We start from the raw sequence: 21,377 nt of genomic DNA, 5'->3' as shown, positions 1-21,377 counted from the left end.
TCCCCCCAGGAGCGAGCCATGAACTGGATTGAAACGGCGGTACGGTGGCGGCACGGGACGTTTGTGCTGTTTTGCCTGTTGGCGGTGTTTGGGGTGATCAGTTTGCTGGGGTTGCCCTTGGAACTGCAACCGGGGGGGGACCGCCCGGAAATTACCATCACCACTGCCTATCCGGGGGCGGCACCGGCGGAAGTGGAGGATTTGGTTACCCGGCCCTTGGAGGAGGTGTTGGAGGAGGTGCCGGGGGTGCAGGAGGTGAAAAGTGCCAGTCGGGCGGGGACGAGTAGCATTTCCCTGGAGTTTGCGTGGGGGACGGATGTCAACCTGCGGCTGGTGGACGTGTTGAACAAATTGCAACAGGCGGAAGACCTGCCCCCCGAAGCCGGAGCGTCGGATGTGGAGGTGGTGGGCGGCAACAGTGCCCCGATGATTTGGCTGGTGATGGCGCCCCAGGAGGGGGTTTCCAGCGACCCCAACCGCTACCGGGATTTGCTGGACGATGTGGTGGTGCCCCGCCTGCGCCGGGTGGAGGGGGTAGGGCAATTTTTGGTGGTCGGTGGCCGGGAACGGGAGGTGGAGGTGGTCGTCAACCCCCAAGCCCTGGCGGAACGGAATTTGAATGTGGAGGAGGTGGTCACCAGCCTGCGGAATCATAACCGGGATGTGCGGGGTGGCCCCTTGAATTTGGGGCGCCGGGAATACCGGGTGCGTACCGTCAGCCGCTCTCAGGATGTCTCGCAATTGGAAGGATTTGTCCTGCGCCGGGATGCCCAGGGGACAGTCTATCTGCGGGATGTGGCTCGGGCGCAAATGGGGCGCAAGGTGCGTACCAGTACGTTGTATTTCAATGACCAGCAGGCGGCGGCGGTGGGGATCATCCGGCGGGTGGGGGCGAATGTACCGGCGGTGTCCCGGGGAGTGCGCCAAACCGTGCGGGAGTTGGAGCAGGAGTTCCAGCGGGAAAATCAGGGGGTGCGGTTCATTTATAACTACGACGAGAGCGAGTACATCAATCAGGCGGTGCGGTTGGTGGAGGTGAATCTGCTCACGGGGGCGGTGTTGGCCACCCTGGTTTTGCTGTTATTTTTGGGTTCCCTGCGGACGGTGGCGGTGATTGCCCTGACCATTCCCACAACGTTAATCACTGTGTTTATCGTGATGGCTTGGTTGGGACGGTCGTTGAATATCATCAGTCTGGCGGGTTTAGCCTTTGCGGTGGGGATGGTGGTGGACAATGCCATCGTGGTGATTGAAAACGTATTTACCCATTTGCAGGGGGGCAAAAGTGTCCTGCGGGCGGCCATTGACGGTACCCAGGAGGTATGGGGGGCGATGTTGGGTTCGACCCTGACGACGGTGGTGGTCTTTATTCCCCTGCTGTTGGTGACTGGGGAGTCCGGGCGGTTGTTTGCCGACATTGGCATTGCCCTGAGTGCCGCCGTGTTGATGTCCCTGTTTGCCGCTCTGACCCTAGTGCCCATGCTGTCCGGGTTATTTTTGGATACCCAGTCAGCCCAACGGTTGAACCAGCCGGATTTCGTCCCCTTTGGCAACCGCTGGGAACGGTGGGTGTGGGGGGCTTCCGTGCGGTTTCGGACGGTGCAGGAGCGCTTGGAAGGGTTTTTGCTGACTACGGCGCACTGGTCGCTGGGGGCGGGGCGGTGGGGGCGCAGATTGCTGGTGCTGGCGGTACCCATCAGTTTGATAGTTGTAAGTATTTTATTATTACCGCCGGTGGATTATTTACCCGAGGGAAATCGGAATTTAATCCTGTGGGCAGTGGAGCCGTTTCCCGGTACCAGCATTGAGGAGGCGGTGCAGTTGTCCCAGGGGCCACGGGATTTTCTGCGGCAACAGCCGGAGGTGGAGCGGGTGATGTTTATTGAACGGCCAGGGCGCAGGGCAATTGCGGCGATTTTGAAACCGGAATTTGCGACGGCTCAGGGGTTACAGTCCATGACCGAGCGGTTGCAAAAAATGTCCAACCAATTTCCCGGCTATCGGTTTATGAATGCCCGTCGGATTTCCATTTTCCGGGACCCGGGCAAGGAATTTGAGGTGCAGATCATCGGCCCGGATTTGGAAAAATTAGACCAACTGGGTCAGCAAGCCAGCGGTGAACTGCGGGGGTTGGCGGGGGTGCGGAGCGTGCGTTCCGATTATGTGTTTGGTGCCCCGGAATTGCAGGTGGTGCCGGTGCGGGAGCGGTTGAGCGAGGTGGGCTTGTCGGAAGCCGATGTGGGGGGATTGGTGGAAGCGGCGCTGGGGGGGCGCAAAGCCTCGGACTTTGTGGACGGGAAACGTCAGCTTGATGTCACCGTGGAGTTAGAAAATGTCTTGGTGGAAACGCCAGCCCAGTTACGAGCCTTGCCCCTGTTTGGTCGGCGGGGACAGCGGGTACAGTTGGCGGACGTGGCGGAGGTGGTGGAAACGACCGGGCCGGACAGCATTAACCATGTGAATTTGGAACGGTCGGTGACGTTGACGGCGAGTGTGGCGGACGATGCGCCCCTGGGACGGGTGGTGCAACAGGCGCAAAAACAGGTCTTGGAACCCCTGCGGGCGGCATTGCCAGCGGGTTATCGGGTGGAATTGGCGGGTACGGCGGACCGTTTGCGGGAGACGGTGAGCCAGTTGTGGCAAGCCTTTATGCTGTCGTTGTTGATCACTTATTTATTGCTGGTTGCCCTGTACCGTTCGTTTATTTATCCGTTGGTGATCATGGCGACGGTGCCCTTGGGGATGAGTGGGGCCTTACTCGCCTTGGCGGTGGTGAATCTGATCCCAGGGATGAATGTGCCTCTGGACATGATTACGGCGTTGGGGTTTGTGATTTTGACCGGGGTGGTGGTGAATAATGCCATTTTGCTGGTGGACCGGGCCTTGCAGTTGCAAAACGAGGGCAAAGAATACACGGAATCGTTATATTTGGCTACCAAAGACCGGCTGAGGGCGATTTTCATGGCGGCGGGTACGAGTGTGTTGGGGATGTTGCCCTTGGCGTTGATTCCGGGGCAGGGTGCGGAATTGTACCAGGGGTTGGGGATTGCTTTGGTGGGGGGGCTGGCTTTTTCTACCGTGTTGACCCCGACGATTGTCCCGGCGTTGATGGAGTTGTTGCAGGATATGCGGGGGCGTAAAATGCGACCCGTTTCTGTGTTATCCGAATCGGCACGGCGTTGATTGGCTGATTGGAGTTTTTTGATGAACCTTACCGCCTCTGGAATTGAGGAACCTAAATGTTCCAGCGCCCCCCTAAACCTTAATCGCCTGGGGTAAGGACTGCGCCGCCACTACCCGGTCGCACCCGGAAGCGGGTCGTGCCCATTGATAACGGTATTCCTGTGGGTCGCCCCAGCATAACCCCAAATACAGTTCCGTGCGGGTGGCATCCAATTCCAACCATTCCGCCTGGGTGAGGGCGTGGGTCAATTCCGCAGGCGTGACCGGCCGGGTATCCGGATGCACCCACCAGAAATTTAGCCCCTGGGTATGGTGCCACCAAAAATCCAGCACCGCCGCTTTGGCGGCCATCAACCGCTCCTTGTCCCCCTCGATGGCACACAACTGCCCATGCACCTCCGGCACCGCCACTTCTCCCCCCCGAAACCGACAGGTACGCCAGATGACCCCGGAAACCCCCTGACTGCGCTGGTATTCATGCACCTGTGCCCGGAAATCCTCAAACGCAAACACCATACTCAGCCGCTCCGGGGGAATCGCCAGGGCAATCACCGCATGACCCACCCGCTCCCGCACCGAAGGAAGCCAGCGTTGCCCCTGCCAATTGGCCTGCAATTCCTGCTCCAGAATCTGGATCAACTCGCGGGTAGTGTAGGGCATGAACCGACCATGAGATGAGCGATAATCTTAGTCCAAATAACCCATCAAATCCGCCACCGGCGGGTCAACCTGATTGGGGGCGACCGGTCGTCCCATCACGACTTTCGTGGGTTTGACCAATGCTCCCGCTGGTTCCGGGGCGGCAGGCAGGGTGCCCACGGGCTGGGAGGCAGGACCGACTGGTTTGGGTTGAGCCATGATAACGTACTCCAGAATATTTTTATAATTCCATCTTAGGCGGACTTCTGCCCCAATGACTGTCCGACGGCGGGCAAACCCCCAGGGTTTCGGGATAAAATAAAGTTGAAGAAAGTATTAAAAATTCAAAACACTGTGAACAAGCAGTAATTTTAACGACGGGGGCTTCACAAAACCTAGCCAATCCGGGAATTGCCCCTGAGAATAAAAGTAATCTTCATTGCATACCTACCCGATGACTCCACGATTGTTTACACCTACCAATTACTGGCCGCTGGTGGTCAGTTTGACGTTGATGTTTTGGCTGGGCGCCACTTTGGTACTGGATGTACTGGTGATGCCGGGGCTCTATTGGGGCGGCATGATGCACCAGAGCGGGTTTGCCAGTTTTGGTTATCTGCTCTTTAGCTGGTTCAACCATGCGGAACTGCTCTGTGCGGCTTTGGTGATGACCAGTGTGTTGGCGCAAACCCTGGGGCAACCCCAGCGCTACTGGCCGGGTTTAGCCTTAGCCGGGATTTTGGTGGGCATTGTTCTGCTCTATACCTATATTTTGACCCCCTGGATGGGGGAAACCGGTTTATCCCTGGACTGGTTGGATCAAGATATGCAGGAAATAGCCGTCCCTGCCACGATGAACCTGTTACACGGCGGTTATTTTGGCTTGGAATTGCTGAAGGTAACGGTGGCCGGGGGATTGCTCTGGTGGCAATGGCGTTTCCTGCCCGCTGATTAGGTTAGGGACGCAGGCACCAGCAATAACCCTGCCACAGCCACGGCGGCCAGGGCCGTGACCAGAACGGCGGCGGCGGCACAGTCTTTGGCAATGCGGGCGAGTTCATGGTACGTTTGCCCCACGGTTAAATCCACCACCGCTTCCAGGGCCGTATTCACCAGTTCCAAGGCCAACACCAAGCCAATGGTCAGGACAATGATGGCGGTTTGGGTTAAAGGTAAATGCACCCCAGCGGCCCAGATCAACGCCACTGCGCCGATCCCCAGGTGGATGCGGAAATTGCGTTGCGTGCTGGCGGCGTAGTATAACCCCTGTCCCGCATAGAAAAAACTCTGCACCAAATTGCTTCGTTGGGTAGGGCTTGGGGGAGTGCCAGGCACAACCGATGACATCATAAGTGTTATCCTCACACTCGGTTAGCCTATAGTTTAGCAAGCCATTTCCCCAATGCCCTGGCAAGACCTGTTGCGTCCCCGCTTCACCCACCCGGGCCCAATCACCAATTTGGATGTGGGGTTCCTCCGTTCCCAGGGGATACGGGGAATTGTTTTGGACGTGGATGATACCCTGGTGCCCGCTCATGGGCAGGTGATTCCGCCGGGGGTGGGGGGCTGGATGGAGCAACTCAAAACCCTGGGCCCGGTCTGGTTGGTGAGCAACAATCTGCTGGAGTCACGGATTGGGGATATTGCCCAGCAGTTACATTGCCCCTACCTCTGTGGTGCCGGGAAACCCTCCCGCCGCAAACTCCGCCAAGCCTTGCAGGGGATGAATTTGCCCCCGGAACAAACTGCCATGATCGGGGACCGTCGCTTGACCGACATCCTAGCGGGGAATCGCCTGGGGATGTATACCGTTTTGGTGGAACCGATTGCGACCCCCCGTTGGCAAAAACTCCGCAACTTGGAAGATTGGCTGATTGATAGATGGGCACCTCTATAAGTTCAAAGTTAGCCGTTCCCTCGCCCTTGGTTCTGGGTATTATAGGCATTTTAGCGAAATAATCTTGGTGGCAATAATACAGAAGTTCCCTGGAAACTCTCGATTTTTTAAGTATCAAATTTCACTCACAATTCCAATGATTGATAGTGTTGCTGTCAGTTTCTTTCCTTCGGGGGTACAGGGATGCTACAAGAAGAGATGATGGCGATGGAGCTCGCCGAAACCGCCCAGCGTTTTGAGCATTGTCACAACGTTCCTAGGGTTGATAGCTCCTACTGTGCCGACTTGTGGCAGAACGGTAGGGCTATGTCTGTATGGGCTAAAGCAAATCCGGCGCTACAAGTCAGGTTGATAAACCAACTCGTTGGCAACGTAGCGTTATGTTGAAGAGCATGATTGGGATTGTACTGATGGGTTTTTTCGTGGGGCAAATCGCACGCCGAATGCGAATGCCTGCGTTGGTAGGAATGGTATTGGTCGGCATTGTGCTTGGTCCCTCCCTGGGCAATGGGATTGCGCCGGAGGTGTTGGATGCGGCGGATTCCCTACGAACCATCGCTGTGATGGTGATTTTGATGAAGGCTGGGCTGGGGTTGGACCGGGAAAAACTGGCTCAGCAAGGCACTGTGGCTTTGCGATTAGGGGTTTTGCCGGCGGCTGGTGAGGCGGTCGCCATTGCGCTGGCTGCGATGGGTCTGCTCCAATTTGATTTTGCCACTGGGCTATTGCTGGGTTGTGTCATTGGTGCGGAATCTCCCGCCGTGATTGTGCCTGGAATGTTGCGCCTAAAAAGTCTGGGATGGGGCGTGAACAAAGGGATTCCAGATGCCATTTTAACCGGCAGTGCGCTGTCAGATGTGTTGCTGTTGCTGGTCTTTAGTTTACTGCTGGCGTTTTTATCTCAGGGTACAGCAGGCGGGATCACCTTACCCGGTGGTTTCACCTTGAGTCCCTGGCAATTGTTGCCGTTGCAAATCCTTGGGCAAATTGGGTTAGGGGTTGGGCTGGGCTGGTTGACGGCGCATCTGTTGATCTCATTATTGGCTAAACAAAATTGGACACAAAATGCGGTACAGGATGTTTTAGTTGCCACCGGCTTTACCCTCTTGTTGGTCGTCCTAGCGGCAGATTTCCCCGTTTTTTCTGGCTATTTGGCAGTGATGAGTGCGGGCTTTTTTTTGATGGAGATGGATGCCCCGTTGGCACGGCGGTTACGGGGTGGCTTTGATAGTTTGTGGGTGATTGCTGAAATTATGCTGTTTGTGTTGCTGGGTGCGAGTATTCAGTTGGATGTGTTGGGCAATACCCTGGGGGTGGGATTGGTTGTATTAGCCATTGGCACTTTGGTTGGGCGTTCTTTGGGCTGGTATCTTTCTACTTTAGGAAGTAATTGGACTTGGAAAGAACGACTATTTTTACTGCCGGGAAATTCCGCTAAAGCAACGGTACAGGCGGCACTCGGGGCAATTCCCTTGGCGCAAGGCATCCCTGGAGGGGAAACCATTTTGGCGGTGGCGGTTCTCTCCATTTTGGTCACAGCACCCCTGGGAGCCTGGGCAATTCCCACCTTTGCGCCCAAGCTATTGACACGGGGGGAGGTTGACCCGACTAAGGTGGCGGTGTCCCAACGGATTGTACTGCTGGCGGCGGTGGATACCTCTCCTTTGGCGGTGCCGGTGTTGACCAAAACGGCAGAGTTAGCCCGGCGCAGTGATGCGGAAGTGATCGTGCTCCACGTGATGCGGATGGATGACCCGCCAGGGGTTGAGCGACTGCGGGCGCAGGCAAAACGAATTTTGGCAGATATTCGCTACCGGTTCATCGTCGTCAATGGCTCGGTGCCAGAAGAAATTGTGCGGGCGGCGCAGGATTATGATGTGGCGGAAATTGTGATCGGCAAACGGGGGCATCGTCCCCTGGATGAGGTATTGGTGGGTTCCGTGTCTCAAGCCGTCCTCGAAAGTAGCACCAAACCCGTTGTGATTGTGGAAGGGCAATGAGCATCCTCAAGTCCGTGACCAGGGTAAAGTAGAAGGGGTTGTGCAGGGGATAGCCAGTGATGAGGATATGGCAAAATATACGGCGACCCAGTTGCCAGTTGCGCCTGCGGTGGCGTTATTTTGATCTGAAGTTAGCCAATGGTCTGGAAATTCGGGGAGAACGGGAGCAGTTGACCGCCTTGACGGTGCTGGTTTTGGCATACCTGGCGACACCGCCCCCCCCGGTTGCCCCGACGGAAACCCCAGGCGCATTGGTACCGCTGGAGGAATCTCTGCCCGTACCACACCGCTACGCCCTGGAATTTGGGGGCTTGGCACCGGCGATGAATTTAACGCTACAAGAATTGCATGACCTGGCTTGGGTGTTGGAGGCGGCGAAAACCCCCCGCTTTCCCTGGTGGCAACAAGGTTTGGGCTGGCTGACCTTGGGCGTTGGGCTGGCACTGGCGGTGATGTTAGCCCGGTTGCCCCGCCCAGTAGAGATGACGCTGGTGACCCGGCTGATCCCCCGTAGCCCGACAAAGTTAGCGAACCCATTACCCAGCCCGCCACCGACCCCACCCCCCGGCGCAACCATAACCCTGAATACGGTGACGACCCTGCCGCCGCCCCCCCCCGCCTTGACCCCAGGGACGATTCAGAGCATTCCTTTACCCCCCTCGCCTGGGGAACGTCCTGCCCCCACGCCCCCAGCGAAAACGGTGGCTCCCCCGGAACTACAAGGGGTACAAAACTATTTCCGCCAACGCTGGCAACCCCCGCAGAGTTTGCAACAACCCCTCACCTATCGCTTGGTGATCACGCCCCAGGGCACCCTGAGCCGGATCATACCCCTGTCCCCAGAAGCGGGGGTATTTTTGGATCAAACCCCGATGCCGTTGGTGGGGGAAGCCTTCATGGGTACCATCCCCAAAACCGCCAAAATTCAATTGGAATTGGCTCCCGATGGACAGGTGCGGGTGTGGTTTGAAGGGTGGGAATCCTGACAAAGTACTTTTCCTTTTGGTAATCATGGCATCGCCGGTTTTCCTGCGCAATCTTTGGTATTTCGCCCTACCTGCCAGGCAGTTGCCCCCAGGGAGCGTTTTGGGGCGAGTGTTTCTGGGGGAACCCATCCTCTTTGGGCGTACCACTAGCGGTAAAGCCTTCGCCCTACGGGATATTTGTCCCCACCGGGGGATTCCCCTTTCCTATGGGAAAATGCTGGGTGAAGAATTGATGTGTTGCTATCACGGTTGGCGGTTTAATCCCGGTGGTCAATGTACGCACATTCCCTCCCTGTGTGACCCAACGGATTTGGATATTTCCCGCATTAACGTGCCTAGCTATCCCGTGCGGGAGGTGCAGGGAAATCTCTGGATTTATTTGGGGGAGGAATCTGACCCCCAAGTCCCCATCCCGCTGGTTCCAGGTGATCCAAACCAACGCCCCCAGTTGAGCGAATCCTTTGATTTTCCCTGTTATGTAGATCATGCGATTGTGGGGCTCATGGACCCGGCTCACGGCCCGTTTGTGCATCAGGTGTGGTGGTGGCGTTCCCGGGGGGAATTGTTTGTTAAATCCAAGCAATTTGACCCCCTGCCCTTGGGGTTTGTGATGCGCCGACATCGTTTGTTAAAAACTTCTTTTTTCTATCGGTTATTGGGAGCCAATCCTGAGACGGAAATCCAATTTCATCTGCCAGGGGTGCGGATTGAAATTGTCCAGGGCGACCGGCATCAGGTCACCAACTTAACCACGGTTACCCCGATTTCCGCCCAGCAAACCCAGGTGATTTCCCAGTTCTATTGGAGCCATCCGGGGTTCACCCTCGCCAAACCAATTTTACGTTGGTTCATGCGAACCTTTTTCGAGCAAGACCGTCAGGTGGTGATCAAGCAACAGGATGGTTTGAAATATAACCCCGCTCTCATGTTAATCAAAGATGCGGATACCCAAGCCCGTTGGTATCACCAAATCAAGCAAGAATACGCCCGTTCCGTATTAGAAAAACGCCCGTTTGTGAATCCCCTTTCCTCCCAGGTATTGCGCTGGCGTAGTTAACGGCGGGCGAGCTTTTTATTTAATTTGCGTAGGCGCACGGATTTGGGCGTAACTTCCACCAATTCATCGGGACCAATATATTCCAAAGCCCGCTCCAAATTCATATCCACCGGCGTTTGCAATTGGGTGAGTTCTTCCGCCCCCGCCGAACGCATATTGGTTAACTGTTTGGTTTTGCACACATTCAGTTCCAAATCCTGGGGACGGTTGTGTTCCCCCACAATCATGCCCTTGTACACCCGAGTACCCGGACTGATGAAAAACACCCCCCGGTCTTCCGCATTTTTGAGGGCATAAAATGTGGCTTCTCCCTCCTCGATGGAAATCAAAACCCCATTGCGGCGGGTCTCCACACTCCCAGCCAGGGGACGGTAATCCAGGAAACTATGGCTCATAATTCCCTCCCCACGGGTGAGGCGCAAAAATTCACCCCGGAAGCCCACCAAACCCCGCGCCGGAATGATAAATTCCAACTGGGTACGACCATTCCCCCCGGCTTGCATATCCTGCATTTCCCCCCGCCGTTGCCCCAATTTTTCAATGCAACTCCCCACCGCCTCATCGGGCACATCCAGCACCAGATATTCGTAGGGTTCGCAGGGTTGTCCGTCAATTTGCCGGTAGATTACTTGGGGCTGGGAAACCTGAAATTCGTAGCCCTCCCGGCGCATGGTTTCAATCAAAATCCCCAGGTGCAATTCCCCCCGCCCCGACACCAGGAAACTATCGGTGGTTTCCGCTTCCTCCACCCGCAATGCCACATTGGTTTCCAGTTCCCGCATCAAGCGTTCCCGCAACTGCCGAGAAGTGACAAACTTGCCCTCTTGACCCGCAAAAGGGGAATCATTCACCGAAAACGTCATTTGCAATGTGGGTTCATCCACCTTGATCAAAGGCAGAGCCATCGGGTTTTCCGGACAGGTAATCGTGTCCCCGATATTGGCATCACTAAAACCCGCCACCGCCACGATATGACCAGCAGTTGCCGACTCCAATTCCACCCGTTTCAACCCCTCAAAACCCAGGAGCTTGGTGATTTTTGAGCGGGTAATTTTGCCCTCCGCATTGATCAACGCCGCCTGCTGACCACTGGTAATTTTGCCGTTGTGGATTTTGCCAATCACAATCCGTCCCAAATAATCGGAATAATCCAGGGTCGTAACTTGCAATTGTAAGGGCTTATTTTCATCCCCAGCCGGGGGCGGGACATGGTGCAAAAGGGATTCAAACAACGGTTGCATATCCACCGGTTCATCTGCCAATTGCAAACGGGCATGACCCGCCATTCCCGAAGCAAACAGATAGGGAAACTCGCATTGGTCATCATCCGCGCCCAGTTCCAAAAATAAATCCAAAACCTTATTCAAAGCCACGTGGGGGTCAGTCCGCAGACGGTCAATTTTATTCAGCACCACAATCGGACGCAACCCCTTTTCCAACGCTTTTTTTAACACAAACCGGGTCTGGGGCATGGGACCTTCGTTCACATCCACAATCAACAAACATCCCTCCACCATGCCCAACACTCGCTCCACCTCACCCCCAAAGTCAGCGTGTCCCGGCGTATCCACAATGTTGATCAAATAGTCCTTATATCGTACTGCCGTATTTTTGGACAGAATCGTGATCCCCCGCTCCCGTTCCAAGTCGTTGGAATCCATCACACAGGTGGGCACCTCCTCCCCTTGTCGAAAGGCTCCCGCCTGTTTCAATAGGGCATCCACCAGGGTGGTTTTGCCGTGGTCAACGTGGGCGATAATGGCGACATTGCGGATGTGGGCAGTCATACAGAATGGGGATGAGGGCTACAGAAAAAAATTAAATCTTGTTAAAAATTTAGCAGAGTTTGGGGCAAACGTGTGGCGCAACCCTTTTCCTTTCGGGTGATCAAAACGGCTGGACACGCTCGGGCGGGCATCTTTTACACGCCCCACGGACCGGTGCTGACCCCAACTTTCATGCCGGTGGGCACCTTGGGCACGGTGAAAGGGGTGGCTCCCGACCAGTTGGCGCACACGGGGGCACAGATGATTTTGGCAAATACCTACCACCTGCATCTGCAACCGGGGGAGGAAATTGTCCAGCACTGCGGCGGCTTGCACCGATTCATGAATTGGTCGGGACCCATCCTGACCGATTCGGGTGGGTTTCAGGTCTTTAGCTTGAGTTCCTTGCGACAGATTACAGATGAGGGTGTGACCTTTCAATCCCCCCGCAATGGGAACCTCATTCATTTCACGCCGGAAAAATCCATCCAAATTCAAAATGCGTTGGGGGCGGATGTGATCATGGCGTTTGATGAATGTCCCCCCTATCCCGCCAGTTATGACGAAGTGAACAATGCGGTGAATCGTACGACGCAGTGGTTAAAACGCTGTATCAACGCCCACGCCCGTTCGGATCAGGCATTGTTTGGGATTGTCCAGGGGGGTGTTTATCCCGAATTACGCCGGTTATCCGCCCAACAAATTACCGAGTACGACCTCCCCGGGTATGCCATTGGCGGGGTGAGTGTGGGGGAACCGAGCGAGTTAATTCATGACATTGTCAAGACGGTTGCCCCCTACCTACCCCAGGACAAACCCCGGTATTTGATGGGGGTGGGCACCTACCGGGAAATGGCTTTGGCGATCAGTGCCGGGGTGGATTTATTTGACTGTGTGATTCCCACCCGGTTGGCACGGCATGGGGCGGTGTTGGTACGGGGGGAGCGCTGGAATTTGAAAAATCGTGCCTTTCAACGGGATGAACAGCCTTTGGATAGCACCTGTCCTTGTTATACCTGTCAACATTTCAGTCGTGCCTATCTCAGCCATTTATTTCGTTCCCGGGAATTGCTGGGTTATACCCTGCTTTCCATTCACAATTTGACGGAATTGATGCGTTTTAGTTTGGGTTTACGGCAAGCGATTATCAATGGGAATTTTGTAGAAAAACTCCAATCTATCCTAAGCTCATCTGCATCGTCAATATATAAAAATTCTAACTGAGTATGGCTAAACCATGCTGTCGTTATGAGCATAGCGGTCACAGGGGCACCGCCCCCGTCTTTGGTTCTGAGTAACTTTTATGATTCACATAGACCGTCTAAAATTGCTACACAAATCTCACATCATATTTAGAAAAGTGCCTACTTAAAAAGTCAATGATCTTAGGGTATAAAACTGCCCTAGTTCTGAAGGTAATCCCGTCATTTGCATAAAGTTATTCCCATAAATCATCTGAGATGACCAGATGCCAGCGAGATCATTCTCTGCTTGTATTACAGGTATCCTAAAATCCGCAACCCTGAAGATAGGACATCCTTGCCAATTTTTGGGCAAAAAACCGTCACCTCCACTACTATTTACAATTCTTTACTTTTTGGGTTTCCACCGAAGGGCGCAACCCCCAGCCCGTCCCAATGCCCTTTACATATCGCAAGGATCGAAATTATAAAAAAAATCTAAAATAGGGGTATTAGGAAATAACTTCAACCCTAATGGTGCCCACCATGTACGACATTGAACGCTTACCGGCACCAGGAACGGTCATCTATTTGGCCGGTCAAAACCACTGTTTTGAATTGCTTTCGGGAGCCTGTTGCCGTCTTGTGCGGATGCAATGGGGGCGAGTCCCTGCCGACCCACCGGGGTACAGCAGTTATTGGGTGCGCCCCTTAGGCAGTGAACAGAGCTTTTGGGTGCATTTACCCTGGGCGGATGTGCTTGACCACCTGTATTCCGTCGGTTCTAATCGGCAGGATTGACCCAAGGGTGGCAAAATTGATTTAATTCACCCCTAGTGACCTTGGCCGCCTCGCTGTCGTGACCGAACCCCTCTTGTGCGCCACCAATTTGCATAAAAGTTTCGGGGGACTACCGGCGGTGAACCACGTGTCCCTCACGGTGGCACCAGGGACAATTACGGGGCTGATTGGCCCGAATGGAGCGGGCAAAACCACGTTATTCAACCTGCTGAGCGGTTCCCTCAAGCCCGATAGTGGTCACATTCTCTTCCGCAATCAACCCATTACCGGCCTTCCCCAGCATCAAATTACCCAGCGGGGTTTGGTGCGAACATTCCAGGTGGCACGGGTATTTAGCCGTTTATCTGTGCTGGACAACGTACTCCTAGCCGCACCGGGGCAACTGGGGGAACAGGTGTGGCCCCTATGGTTACAACCGCAACGGGTGGCCCAACAGGAACGGCAACTGCGGGAGACGGCGATGGAAATCCTGGATTCTGTGGGTTTGGCGGCTAAAGCCCAGGAATACGCAGGGGCCCTCTCCGGTGGTCAACGCAAACTTTTGGAAATGGCACGGGCACTGATGACCCGACCGCAATTGATGTTGTTAGATGAACCCGCCGCTGGGGTCAATCCCACCTTGGTCAATCAAATCTGCGATTACATTCAACGGTGGCATCAGGCGGGGCTGACTTTTTTAATTATTGAGCACAATATGGATGTGATTATGTCCCTCTGTGAGCAGGTGTGGGTATTAGCGGAAGGGAAAAATTTAGCGGTCGGTACGCCCCAGGAAATTCAAACCAATCCCATTGTTTTAGCCGCCTACCTGGGCGGTGGGGATGAGTAAGATCAGAACACTTTTATTGATTACTTATTGGCAAGAAAATTCCCTCGATGGCATCCTAAGGTTACTGAAAATTCAGTCCGGCGGGAGTTGCACCCCTGCCACGCCTTTCTAAAATTGGGTTAAAATTACCATACTCCTTCTGGTAAACTACCCGTCTCTGGTGTGGTTTCACTTGGGATGTTTTCTGAGGAGCATACCCATATCCTAAATACCCCAACCAAATAAAAATAGGAAGTGAAGGCTATGAGTTTAGTTATCCCCGATGATTTTTTAGAAACGGCGCATATTTCTGAAGCCGAACTCAAACTGGAAATTGCCGTTCTTTTATTTCAGCAGGATAAGATTAATTTGGGTATTGCCAGCCAGTTTGCAGGCATGAATCAACAGGAGTTTTTGCACATTTTAAGGAGTCGTAAACTTCCCATTGATGACGGTGTTGCAGACTTAGGGAAAGACCTAACTGACTTAGAAGCCAATGGTGTCCATCAGGCAGAAGTACAGCCTTCCCAAGCGGAAATCTTGCAAAGAATTGAACAGCGTCGAACTTTCTGCCCTGCGCAATACCATTTGCCTGATACCCTTACTTTTCTTCAGCAAGACCGCAACCGATGACAGCTTCTCTCAAATGTGTAGTTGATGCCAGCGTGGGGATTAAGAAGTTCATTATTGAGCCTTTGACCCCCAAGGTGGATCAGCTTTTTCTGCATCTTAATGATCCGAATGCTCACTTTTATGTTCCAGATTTATTTTATGTCGAATGTGCCAACATTTTCTGGAAATATATTCGTGCCGGGTTGTATGACCGTACCGAAGCTCAGGCAAATTTGTCTTATCTTCAACTCCTCCGTTTCACCTCAACTCCTACGGTTGATCTCATCCAAGCAGCCCTTTCCCTGAGTGTAGTTCACAGCATTTCTGCTTACGATGCTTGCTATGTCGTTCTATCCCAAAGAAACAATGCTCCTTTACTAACTCAAGACCAGCGTCTTGTTGACATCCTAACAACTAACGACTTCAATGTTCAGCTATTCGCAGATTTCGTGATTCCGCCTGTCCCCTAACCGTCCAAAAAAATTGATTCCTTTGATGGCATCCTAAGGTTACTGAAAATTCAGTCCGGCGGGAGTCATTGGTAAACATCAACCCTCCAGAAATTCTGTCCCCAACTATGGCTATCCTACTTGATTAACGTTAGCTTGCGTGCCGTAGGCATACAGAAATTTTCCAGAACCAAGAACGGGGGCGGTGCCCCTGCGACCTCTGTTTCATTTTTATTTAGGATTGCTACATTTGTTAAAATTTAGAATACCGCCAGCATTGGAGATGGTTTTACCCATGCGCCGAATTGATGTGATTGGTTTGGGGTTTGCCCTGTTGGGGGTGGGCGGATTACTGTACTTATTCCTCCAAGCGTTTGGTCTGGATAGTTTGCAAGCGGGGTTGTGGAGCCAAGTGACCCTGACGGTGGGTTTAATTGTTTGGGTCGCCACCTACTCCCTGCGGGTGGTACGCAAGGACATGACCTACCATCAACAACGGGAACAGTACGACCGGGCTTGGCTGGCTCGCCAGATTGAACAACTTTCCCCGGAGGAATGGGAGCGGTTACAGCAGGAAGTGGAGCAAACCGAGGTCAGCCCGGATTAATCCGTCACCCGTGCCACAATTAAGGTAATGTCATCCCCCGCCGTCCCCCGGGCACCCACAAAGGCTTTCACCTGCATAAATAAATACTCCAAAATATCCTGGGCACTGGTGTGTAACCCACAGGCATCCTGCACCGCCTGGAGCAACCCCGCCGTCTCAAACCGTGCCCCCTGTAGGTTCGCCGCATCCGTAAAGCCGTCCGTGTAGTACACCAACACATCCCCAGGCGCGAGGGTCACCGTACCGTTTTCGTACTGACTTTGGGGTTCCAGACCGATCAGCATCCCTGGGGTGTCCAACTGGAGAATCTGCCGGGAAGCGCACTGCCACAGCAAGGGCGGGTTGTGGGCGGCATTACAAAAGGTCAACTGGCGGGAAACCGGGTCATATTCCGAGTAAAAAAGGGTGACAAAGCGGTGGGAATTGGTCAAATCCTCGTACATCACCTGGTTCAAATGGCTGAGAATGTCCGCCGGTGAATGCCCCCGCAACACCTCCGAGCGCAACATCCCCCGGGTCATGGTCATGATCAACCCCGCAGGCACCCCCTTGCCCATCACATCCCCGATCACAATCGCCCAGCGTTGCCCCCCCGCCACCGGGATAAAGTCGTAATAATCCCCGCCCACCCACTGCGCCGTAAAATAACGGGATTCCAACTGCAACCCCGGAATCTGGGGATGGGTTTCCGGCAACAGGTGCTTTTGAATTTCCGCCCCCAACTGCAACTCCCGGTCCAGCCGTTCCCGTTCCCGCAGTGCCAGCCGCAACTGTTCCTGCTCAATCGCCACCGCCGTCTGATCCGCCACCAAATTCAACAACTGCCTGCGGGCATCCGTATGCAACAACTCCGGGCGGTCGCTGAACACCACCAGCCACCCCTGCTCCTGACCCGCCACAATCACCGCCGTTCCCACCGCCTCCACCGGCAAGACGGAAGGCAATTCTTGCTCAATTTGGGCAAACAATGCCCGGGCTGACCCGGCGGGCAACTGCCGCACATAGTCCGCCAACCGTTCCCCCACCTGCCCATACCAGTCCTCCCGGTGGGAATGAAACTGCGCCAGGGTCAAACGCCGATTCTGTTCCTGCCAAAGCAATAGCGCCGCCCCCTCCCCATCACACACCCGGGTGGCAATCACCGGAATTAACTGGAGAAATTGGTTCAAATTATGCAAATTCCGCAGAGCCGAACCCAAATAGCTCAGCAATTCCTGTACCTTGCGATGCTCCCGCTGGGAACGCGCCACCAATTCCTTGAGGGTGAGGACTCCCGCCAACGTGGAAGTCGAGGGCTGATCCGCCATGCCCGCTCTATCCTGCCAAAATGTAATGCGTTATTTTAACACTCGAATTACCAATGTCAAGTACCCAATCCCTATGCCCATAGCCAAGACCCTTGGGCACTGCATGGGTGCAAAGCCCCGCTGATTTATCTCCTATTTATAATGTGTACCAATCATGTGCGCCAATCGCTACAATTACTGAGGAATGGGTGCCGCAGTTTTCATCCCCCTGGTGGGCAAATCCCCCCCAAATTCAGAGCCATTTGCACCCATCTTTGATCCACATCACTGTCCCCCATCCCCAGTTGCGTTATTGCCCGATTGCCCAACTCCCCCATCCAGCCCCGCAAGCACTAAAAAACCTGCCACCAGCCCGTGTGGAATTAGGCGATTTTACGGCGGCGGAATTGGATCATTAGGTGCCACCGGCAGAAATGACCCAACCCCATCCCAAGCGGGACAATTTCCAGGGATAATAAGACCACCTTTCCTACCCATTGACCATGAAACACACCCTTTCCGTTCTAGTGGAAGATGAAGCCGGAGTTTTGACCCGAATTGCCGGATTATTCGCCCGCCGGGGCTTTAATATTGAGAGCCTCGCCGTTGGTCCCGCCGAACAGGTGGGCATCTCCCGCATCACCATGGTTGTCCCCGGCGATGAACGGGAAATCGAACAACTCACCAAACAACTCTACAAACTGATCCACGTCCTCAAGGTTCAAGATATTACCCATGTGCCCTGCGTGGAGCGGGAATTGATGTTGATCAAGGTCAATGCCACGCCCCTGACCCGGCGGGAAATCATCGAAATTGCCCAGGTATTTCGGGCGAGGGTGGTGGACTTGGCGGAAGATTCCCTCACCGTAGAGGTGACCGGTGACCCAGGGAAAATGGTGGCAATTGTACAAATGTTGCAGAAATTCGGCATTCGGGAGATAGCACGTACCGGTAAAATTGCCCTGGTGCGGGAGTCGGGCGTGAACACCGAATATCTCAAAACCTTAGTCACTCGTGGGTGAGGACATGGTCTGGGCAGATTCTCCCGGGAGGATGGGGGCGATTTCCCCAAAATTTCCCCAAAACGTTTCGCAAATTGACCAAAAAAATTCTTTTTAACTCTAGGAGGATAAAACCAACTCTGCTATGCTAGAAATTGATGAATTTCTAGGAAACAATATGACTGAAACCACTCTGGAATTACCCAAGGAGCCACTCACGGGAAAAGCCCTCCTGAAAAAGGTGGATGAATTGCGTCATCTCACCCGCCGGGAGAAAGCCAAATACTGTGGTTACTACCGGGTCAAAGGGGATAAAATACGGATTAACGTATCCGACTTCATGGATGCGGTTTTGCTCGCCAAAGGTGTGGCGATTGATAATGCCCGGGATGGGCGGGGTCGGGAACCAACCTATCGGGTGAGTGTGCATCGCAACGGGCAAATTGTGATCGGTGCCGCCTACACCCAAAAAATGGGTTTGAAGCCGGGGGATGAGTTTGAAATCAAGCCCGGTTATAAGCATATCCACCTGACCCAAGTGGAGCGTTCTTTGAATGGGGTTGTCCCCAGCGAAGAGGAATAGAAACTGACTCAACGTTTGGGCATTTTTGGCATCCCTTCGATCACCTAATTTGTGACCATCACCCTGACCTTGGGGGACCCGGCGGGTATCGGGTCGGAGATCATCCTGCGGGCATTCTCACGCTACCGCCCCCGTTGTCCCGTGCGGGTGGTGGGTTCCGGGTCGGTACTGGTGGCGACCTACGAACGTCTGCGGGCGTTGGGACAGGTGGTTGCTGACCCAGCACGGTTGGAGGTGGTAGATGTGCCCACGCCAGAGCCGATCCAACCGGGGCAACCCTCGGCGCTCACCGGGGCGTTGAGTGTCCAGTATCTGCAAACCGCCCTGGCGTTGGGGTGTCAGGCGTTGGTCACTGCCCCCATTGCCAAAGCCTACTGGCAGAAAGCGGGGTATGCCTTCCCGGGGCAGACGGAATTTTTGGCGCAGGCAGTCGGGGCGCACCCAACCGCTATGGCTTTTTTTGCCCGCTCCCCCCATACGGGTTGGGTACTGAGGATGGTGCTGGCGACCACCCATATTCCCCTAGCGCAGGTGCCTTCCCACCTGACCCCCACACTGCTGACGGAAAAATTTAGGCTACTGGTGGCAAGTTTACAGCAGGACTTCGGGCTGACCCAACCCCGGATTGCCCTAGCGGGTCTGAACCCCCACAGTGGGGAGCAAGGACATCTGGGCAGGGAAGAGCAGGACATTTTGGCACCCTGGATGCAAGCCATGCGGGCGCAAGTTCCCCAGGTGACGATCATCGGTCCAGTGCCCCCGGATACCCTGTGGGTCGCCCCTGCCCAAGCCTGGTGGCATCGGGACACCCCTTCCCCCTGGGATGCCTGTATCGCCCTTTACCACGACCAGGGGTTGATTCCGGTGAAAGCCTTAGCCTTTGCACAAGCGGTGAACACCACCCTGGGGTTGCCCTTGGTGCGGACTTCCCCGGATCACGGCACCGCCTTTGACATCGCCGGGCAGGGCAAAGCCGACCCCGCCAGCTTTATCAGTGCGTGGCAATGGGCAGAATGGCTGTGGGAACGGCGGTTTGGGGCTTAAACTTCCACAGGGGTAGCGGGTTGGCGCACCAAGTTGGCTAACTCCTGCAACTGGGCAATGGCTTCTGCCCCTTCCAGCTTCATCAGTTCCCGGTCATCTCGCATTTCCGTCCAGGTAATACCGTAATCAGACACCAGAAAGCGAATCAGGTGCCCTTCCCCCAAGCTGACCATAAACGAAGCACTGTTCATCGCCGGGCCACAGGTATAGCAGGAAGCCAACCGCCCCTGCCGCTCCAAAACCGTCGCCAAGGCTTGGAGATTCATCACCAAGTCCCGGACAAATTCTCGATGCTGACTGGCTAAACGAATAAACACAGCAATCACTCTGGGCTAACTTTTTTTAATCTTAGCTTAAAGTTTGCCAAATGACGACTTAGTAACCTACGACCCCGGTGTTACCCAGGTTTTCCGGGTACCTGTGCCCCGCAAAAATTCGCTGATTTCGCACTAATTTTATACCACCAAAGCTAAAAAAGCCCCTCGGAAAGGGGCTGTTCAGGTGTTTTTTGTGTTGTGCTGTCGTCTGAGTCCTGGTGGGCCCGTCCGAAAACTCATAGGGACAGACTGTCACATTCCAAACTATATCACTGTTCTCAATAAAGCAATAGTGTGTAGTAATGCTTCTTAGTAAGTGTACTAATTTTTTTTAGTTTAATGTACTAAAATTATTAATCTGTCATTTAATTAAATGATTACAGAAATTATAGTTAAAACAGGATTTTTAGGTAAAAATTGTATAAACAAAATAATAATATATTTGCACAAAAAAATTAAATTTACTCCACTGTCTTATTGATTTTATTCTCAACTTTACTGATAATGCAAATCAATAAAGTAAATTGGGTAGTTGAGAGTTTTCTTCAAGTGCCCAGGCGTTAGCGTGTGAGGTGTTGTGATGCGTAGTACATTGCGGAAAATTTTCCAGGTTGCCCCCGCCGCCTTCGGTGTGGTGGCGTTTGGGGGAATCACCAGTGCCCAAGCGGTGCCTGCCGCTGACCCGGTCAATCCCACGCTCCAACGGTCGGAACAGTATTATGTCGGCCCTTCGATGATGAATCAGGCGCAGGTGACTTCGGTTTCTGAGTTTGTGGATGTAAAGCCGACGGACTGGGCGTTTTTGGCTCTGCAATCCCTGGTGGAGCGGTATGGATGTATCGTTGGTCTGCCCACCAATCCCCCGACCTACCAGGGGCGCAGGGCGACCACCCGGTTTGAGTTTGCCGCTGGTTTGAATGCCTGTTTGGATCGGATTAATGAATTGATTGCCGCCGCTGTGGAACCTCTGGCGACCAAGGAAGATTTGCTGGTTTTGCAAAAGTTGCAAGAGGAGTTTGCCGCTGAGTTGTCCATTATCCGGGGGCGGGTGGATGCGCTGGAAGCCCGGACGGCATTGTTGGAGCAACAGCAGTTTTCTACGGTGACGAAGCTCCGTAGTGAAATCATTTTTGCGCCCTATGGGGTGAAATGATACCGAA

Annotated in this window: 22 protein-coding genes, 1 pseudogene and 1 riboswitch; of the genes and pseudogenes, 17 read left to right on the top strand and 6 right to left on the bottom strand. The window is 54.0% G+C overall.

Going from position 1 to position 21,377, the window contains the following annotated elements; translation table 11 throughout:
- The first annotated feature begins 18 nt into the window (after positions 1-18).
- Entirely contained in the window at positions 19-3,183 is a 3,165-nt protein-coding gene (locus tag MLD66_RS11020) for an efflux RND transporter permease subunit (RefSeq protein ID WP_247217840.1), read from the top strand.
- A gap of 72 nt (positions 3,184-3,255) precedes the next feature.
- On the opposite strand, the gene MLD66_RS11015 is transcribed toward MLD66_RS11020, so the two are convergent.
- Positions 3,256-3,843, bottom strand: a complete 588-nt coding sequence (locus MLD66_RS11015) for a hypothetical protein (RefSeq protein WP_247217838.1) — start codon at positions 3,841-3,843, stop codon at positions 3,256-3,258.
- A gap of 27 nt (positions 3,844-3,870) precedes the next feature.
- Positions 3,871-4,041: a hypothetical protein gene (locus tag MLD66_RS11010; RefSeq protein ID WP_247217836.1), complete on the bottom strand. Its 171-nt coding sequence runs from the start codon at positions 4,039-4,041 to the stop codon at positions 3,871-3,873.
- Between the two features lie 235 nt (positions 4,042-4,276).
- Between MLD66_RS11010 and MLD66_RS11005 the strand changes: the two genes are divergently transcribed.
- Positions 4,277-4,777, top strand: a complete 501-nt coding sequence (locus tag MLD66_RS11005) for a hypothetical protein (protein WP_247217834.1) — start codon at positions 4,277-4,279, stop codon at positions 4,775-4,777.
- On the opposite strand, the gene MLD66_RS11000 is transcribed toward MLD66_RS11005, so the two are convergent.
- Complete coding sequence (locus tag MLD66_RS11000; protein WP_247217832.1) at positions 4,774-5,172, bottom strand: diacylglycerol kinase family protein; 399 nt, start codon at positions 5,170-5,172, stop codon at positions 4,774-4,776. The genes MLD66_RS11005 and MLD66_RS11000 overlap by 4 nt on opposite strands.
- Positions 5,173-5,224: 52 nt before the next feature.
- Between MLD66_RS11000 and MLD66_RS10995 the strand changes: the two genes are divergently transcribed.
- From MLD66_RS10995 to MLD66_RS10980, 4 genes are all read left to right on the top strand, one after another.
- A complete protein-coding gene (locus tag MLD66_RS10995) occupies positions 5,225-5,719 on the top strand; it encodes a YqeG family HAD IIIA-type phosphatase (RefSeq protein ID WP_247217830.1) in 495 nt (164 codons plus the stop codon).
- 194 nt (positions 5,720-5,913) lie between these two features.
- Positions 5,914-6,001, top strand: a riboswitch (Fluoride riboswitch).
- 98 nt (positions 6,002-6,099) lie between these two features.
- Positions 6,100-7,719, top strand: coding sequence for a cation:proton antiporter (locus MLD66_RS10990; protein WP_247217828.1), 1,620 nt, complete (start codon positions 6,100-6,102; stop codon positions 7,717-7,719).
- Between the two features lie 59 nt (positions 7,720-7,778).
- Complete coding sequence (locus MLD66_RS14555) at positions 7,779-8,705, top strand: hypothetical protein (RefSeq protein WP_281438459.1); 927 nt, start codon at positions 7,779-7,781, stop codon at positions 8,703-8,705.
- Positions 8,706-8,730: 25 nt separating this feature from the next.
- On the top strand, positions 8,731-9,762 hold the full coding sequence (locus MLD66_RS10980; RefSeq protein WP_247217826.1) for an aromatic ring-hydroxylating dioxygenase subunit alpha: 1,032 nt from the start codon (positions 8,731-8,733) through the stop codon (positions 9,760-9,762).
- Here MLD66_RS10980 and typA read toward each other — a convergent pair.
- Entirely contained in the window at positions 9,759-11,549 is a 1,791-nt protein-coding gene (typA, locus tag MLD66_RS10975; protein WP_247217823.1) for a translational GTPase TypA, read from the bottom strand. The genes MLD66_RS10980 and typA overlap by 4 nt on opposite strands.
- A 72-nt stretch (positions 11,550-11,621) precedes the next feature.
- Here typA and tgt point away from each other — a divergent pair, with 72 nt between their 5' ends.
- From tgt to MLD66_RS10945, 6 genes are all read left to right on the top strand, one after another.
- Positions 11,622-12,752: a tRNA guanosine(34) transglycosylase Tgt gene (gene tgt, locus MLD66_RS10970; RefSeq protein ID WP_247217821.1), complete on the top strand. Its 1,131-nt coding sequence runs from the start codon at positions 11,622-11,624 to the stop codon at positions 12,750-12,752.
- 491 nt (positions 12,753-13,243) lie between these two features.
- Positions 13,244-13,510 (top strand): hypothetical protein, encoded by a 267-nt coding sequence (locus MLD66_RS10965; protein WP_247217819.1) that lies wholly within the window; start codon positions 13,244-13,246, stop codon positions 13,508-13,510.
- Between the two features lie 58 nt (positions 13,511-13,568).
- A complete protein-coding gene (locus MLD66_RS10960) occupies positions 13,569-14,339 on the top strand; it encodes an ABC transporter ATP-binding protein (protein WP_247217817.1) in 771 nt (256 codons plus the stop codon).
- A 243-nt stretch (positions 14,340-14,582) separates the two neighbouring features.
- A complete protein-coding gene (locus MLD66_RS10955; RefSeq protein WP_247217815.1) occupies positions 14,583-14,951 on the top strand; it encodes a UPF0175 family protein in 369 nt (122 codons plus the stop codon).
- On the top strand, positions 14,948-15,400 hold the full coding sequence (locus MLD66_RS10950; RefSeq protein WP_247217814.1) for a type II toxin-antitoxin system VapC family toxin: 453 nt from the start codon (positions 14,948-14,950) through the stop codon (positions 15,398-15,400). Before MLD66_RS10955 ends, MLD66_RS10950 begins: the two co-directional genes overlap by 4 nt.
- 262 nt (positions 15,401-15,662) lie before the next feature.
- Positions 15,663-15,986: a DUF3007 family protein gene (locus MLD66_RS10945; RefSeq protein WP_247217812.1), complete on the top strand. Its 324-nt coding sequence runs from the start codon at positions 15,663-15,665 to the stop codon at positions 15,984-15,986.
- Here the strand turns inward: MLD66_RS10945 and MLD66_RS10940 are convergent.
- Entirely contained in the window at positions 15,983-17,293 is a 1,311-nt protein-coding gene (locus MLD66_RS10940; protein WP_247217810.1) for a PP2C family protein-serine/threonine phosphatase, read from the bottom strand. The two genes, MLD66_RS10945 and MLD66_RS10940, sit on opposite strands and share 4 nt — an antisense overlap.
- A 188-nt stretch (positions 17,294-17,481) precedes the next feature.
- On the opposite strand from MLD66_RS10940, the gene MLD66_RS10935 reads away from it, so the two are divergent.
- The 4 genes from MLD66_RS10935 to pdxA all read left to right on the top strand — a co-directional run bounded on the left by MLD66_RS10935 (position 17,482) and on the right by pdxA (position 19,900).
- Entirely contained in the window at positions 17,482-17,691 is a 210-nt protein-coding gene (locus MLD66_RS10935; RefSeq protein ID WP_247217809.1) for a hypothetical protein, read from the top strand.
- A gap of 84 nt (positions 17,692-17,775) precedes the next feature.
- Positions 17,776-18,294 (top strand): acetolactate synthase small subunit, encoded by a 519-nt coding sequence (gene ilvN / locus MLD66_RS10930; RefSeq protein ID WP_247217807.1) that lies wholly within the window; start codon positions 17,776-17,778, stop codon positions 18,292-18,294.
- A 157-nt stretch (positions 18,295-18,451) separates the two neighbouring features.
- Positions 18,452-18,856 (top strand): AbrB family transcriptional regulator, encoded by a 405-nt coding sequence (locus MLD66_RS10925; protein ID WP_247217799.1) that lies wholly within the window; start codon positions 18,452-18,454, stop codon positions 18,854-18,856.
- A gap of 51 nt (positions 18,857-18,907) precedes the next feature.
- On the top strand, positions 18,908-19,900 hold the full coding sequence (gene pdxA, locus MLD66_RS10920; RefSeq protein WP_247217797.1) for a 4-hydroxythreonine-4-phosphate dehydrogenase PdxA: 993 nt from the start codon (positions 18,908-18,910) through the stop codon (positions 19,898-19,900).
- Here pdxA and MLD66_RS10915 read toward each other — a convergent pair.
- Positions 19,897-20,217 carry a DUF1815 family protein gene (locus MLD66_RS10915; protein ID WP_247217789.1) on the bottom strand — a complete coding sequence of 107 codons (321 nt, stop codon included), beginning with the start codon at positions 20,215-20,217 and terminating at the stop codon, positions 19,897-19,899. The two genes, pdxA and MLD66_RS10915, sit on opposite strands and share 4 nt — an antisense overlap.
- A 667-nt stretch (positions 20,218-20,884) precedes the next feature.
- Here MLD66_RS10915 and MLD66_RS14550 point away from each other — a divergent pair.
- Positions 20,885-21,349 (top strand): annotated as a pseudogene (locus tag MLD66_RS14550) (iron uptake porin); the annotation flags it as partial.
- Positions 21,350-21,377: the final 28 nt, after the last annotated feature.

The organism is Synechococcus sp. C9, assembly GCF_022984075.1.
GTDB lineage: Bacteria > Cyanobacteriota > Cyanobacteriia > Gloeomargaritales > Gloeomargaritaceae > Gloeomargarita.
Note: the sequence above shows the minus strand (reverse complement) of the source record. Positions and strands in the feature narration are given on the sequence as shown.

Bases quoted from the DNA above. Each gene is read 5' to 3' on its own strand.
- MLD66_RS11020 (WP_247217840.1), top strand. From the start codon at position 19: ATGAACTGGATTGAAACGGCGGTACGGTGGCGGCACGGGACGTTTGTG.
- MLD66_RS11015 (WP_247217838.1), bottom strand. From the start codon at position 3,843: ATGCCCTACACTACCCGCGAGTTGATCCAGATTCTGGAGCAGGAATTG.
- MLD66_RS11010 (WP_247217836.1), bottom strand. From the start codon at position 4,041: ATGGCTCAACCCAAACCAGTCGGTCCTGCCTCCCAGCCCGTGGGCACC.
- MLD66_RS11005 (WP_247217834.1), top strand. From the start codon at position 4,277: ATGACTCCACGATTGTTTACACCTACCAATTACTGGCCGCTGGTGGTC.
- MLD66_RS11000 (WP_247217832.1), bottom strand. From the start codon at position 5,172: ATGATGTCATCGGTTGTGCCTGGCACTCCCCCAAGCCCTACCCAACGA.
- MLD66_RS10995 (WP_247217830.1), top strand. From the start codon at position 5,225: ATGCCCTGGCAAGACCTGTTGCGTCCCCGCTTCACCCACCCGGGCCCA.
- MLD66_RS10990 (WP_247217828.1), top strand. From the start codon at position 6,100: ATGTTGAAGAGCATGATTGGGATTGTACTGATGGGTTTTTTCGTGGGG.
- MLD66_RS14555 (WP_281438459.1), top strand. From the start codon at position 7,779: ATGAGGATATGGCAAAATATACGGCGACCCAGTTGCCAGTTGCGCCTG.
- MLD66_RS10980 (WP_247217826.1), top strand. From the start codon at position 8,731: ATGGCATCGCCGGTTTTCCTGCGCAATCTTTGGTATTTCGCCCTACCT.
- typA (WP_247217823.1), bottom strand. From the start codon at position 11,549: ATGACTGCCCACATCCGCAATGTCGCCATTATCGCCCACGTTGACCAC.
- MLD66_RS10965 (WP_247217819.1), top strand. From the start codon at position 13,244: ATGGTGCCCACCATGTACGACATTGAACGCTTACCGGCACCAGGAACG.
- MLD66_RS10955 (WP_247217815.1), top strand. From the start codon at position 14,583: ATGAGTTTAGTTATCCCCGATGATTTTTTAGAAACGGCGCATATTTCT.
- MLD66_RS10950 (WP_247217814.1), top strand. From the start codon at position 14,948: ATGACAGCTTCTCTCAAATGTGTAGTTGATGCCAGCGTGGGGATTAAG.
- MLD66_RS10945 (WP_247217812.1), top strand. From the start codon at position 15,663: ATGGTTTTACCCATGCGCCGAATTGATGTGATTGGTTTGGGGTTTGCC.
- MLD66_RS10940 (WP_247217810.1), bottom strand. From the start codon at position 17,293: ATGGCGGATCAGCCCTCGACTTCCACGTTGGCGGGAGTCCTCACCCTC.
- ilvN (WP_247217807.1), top strand. From the start codon at position 17,776: ATGAAACACACCCTTTCCGTTCTAGTGGAAGATGAAGCCGGAGTTTTG.
- MLD66_RS10925 (WP_247217799.1), top strand. From the start codon at position 18,452: ATGACTGAAACCACTCTGGAATTACCCAAGGAGCCACTCACGGGAAAA.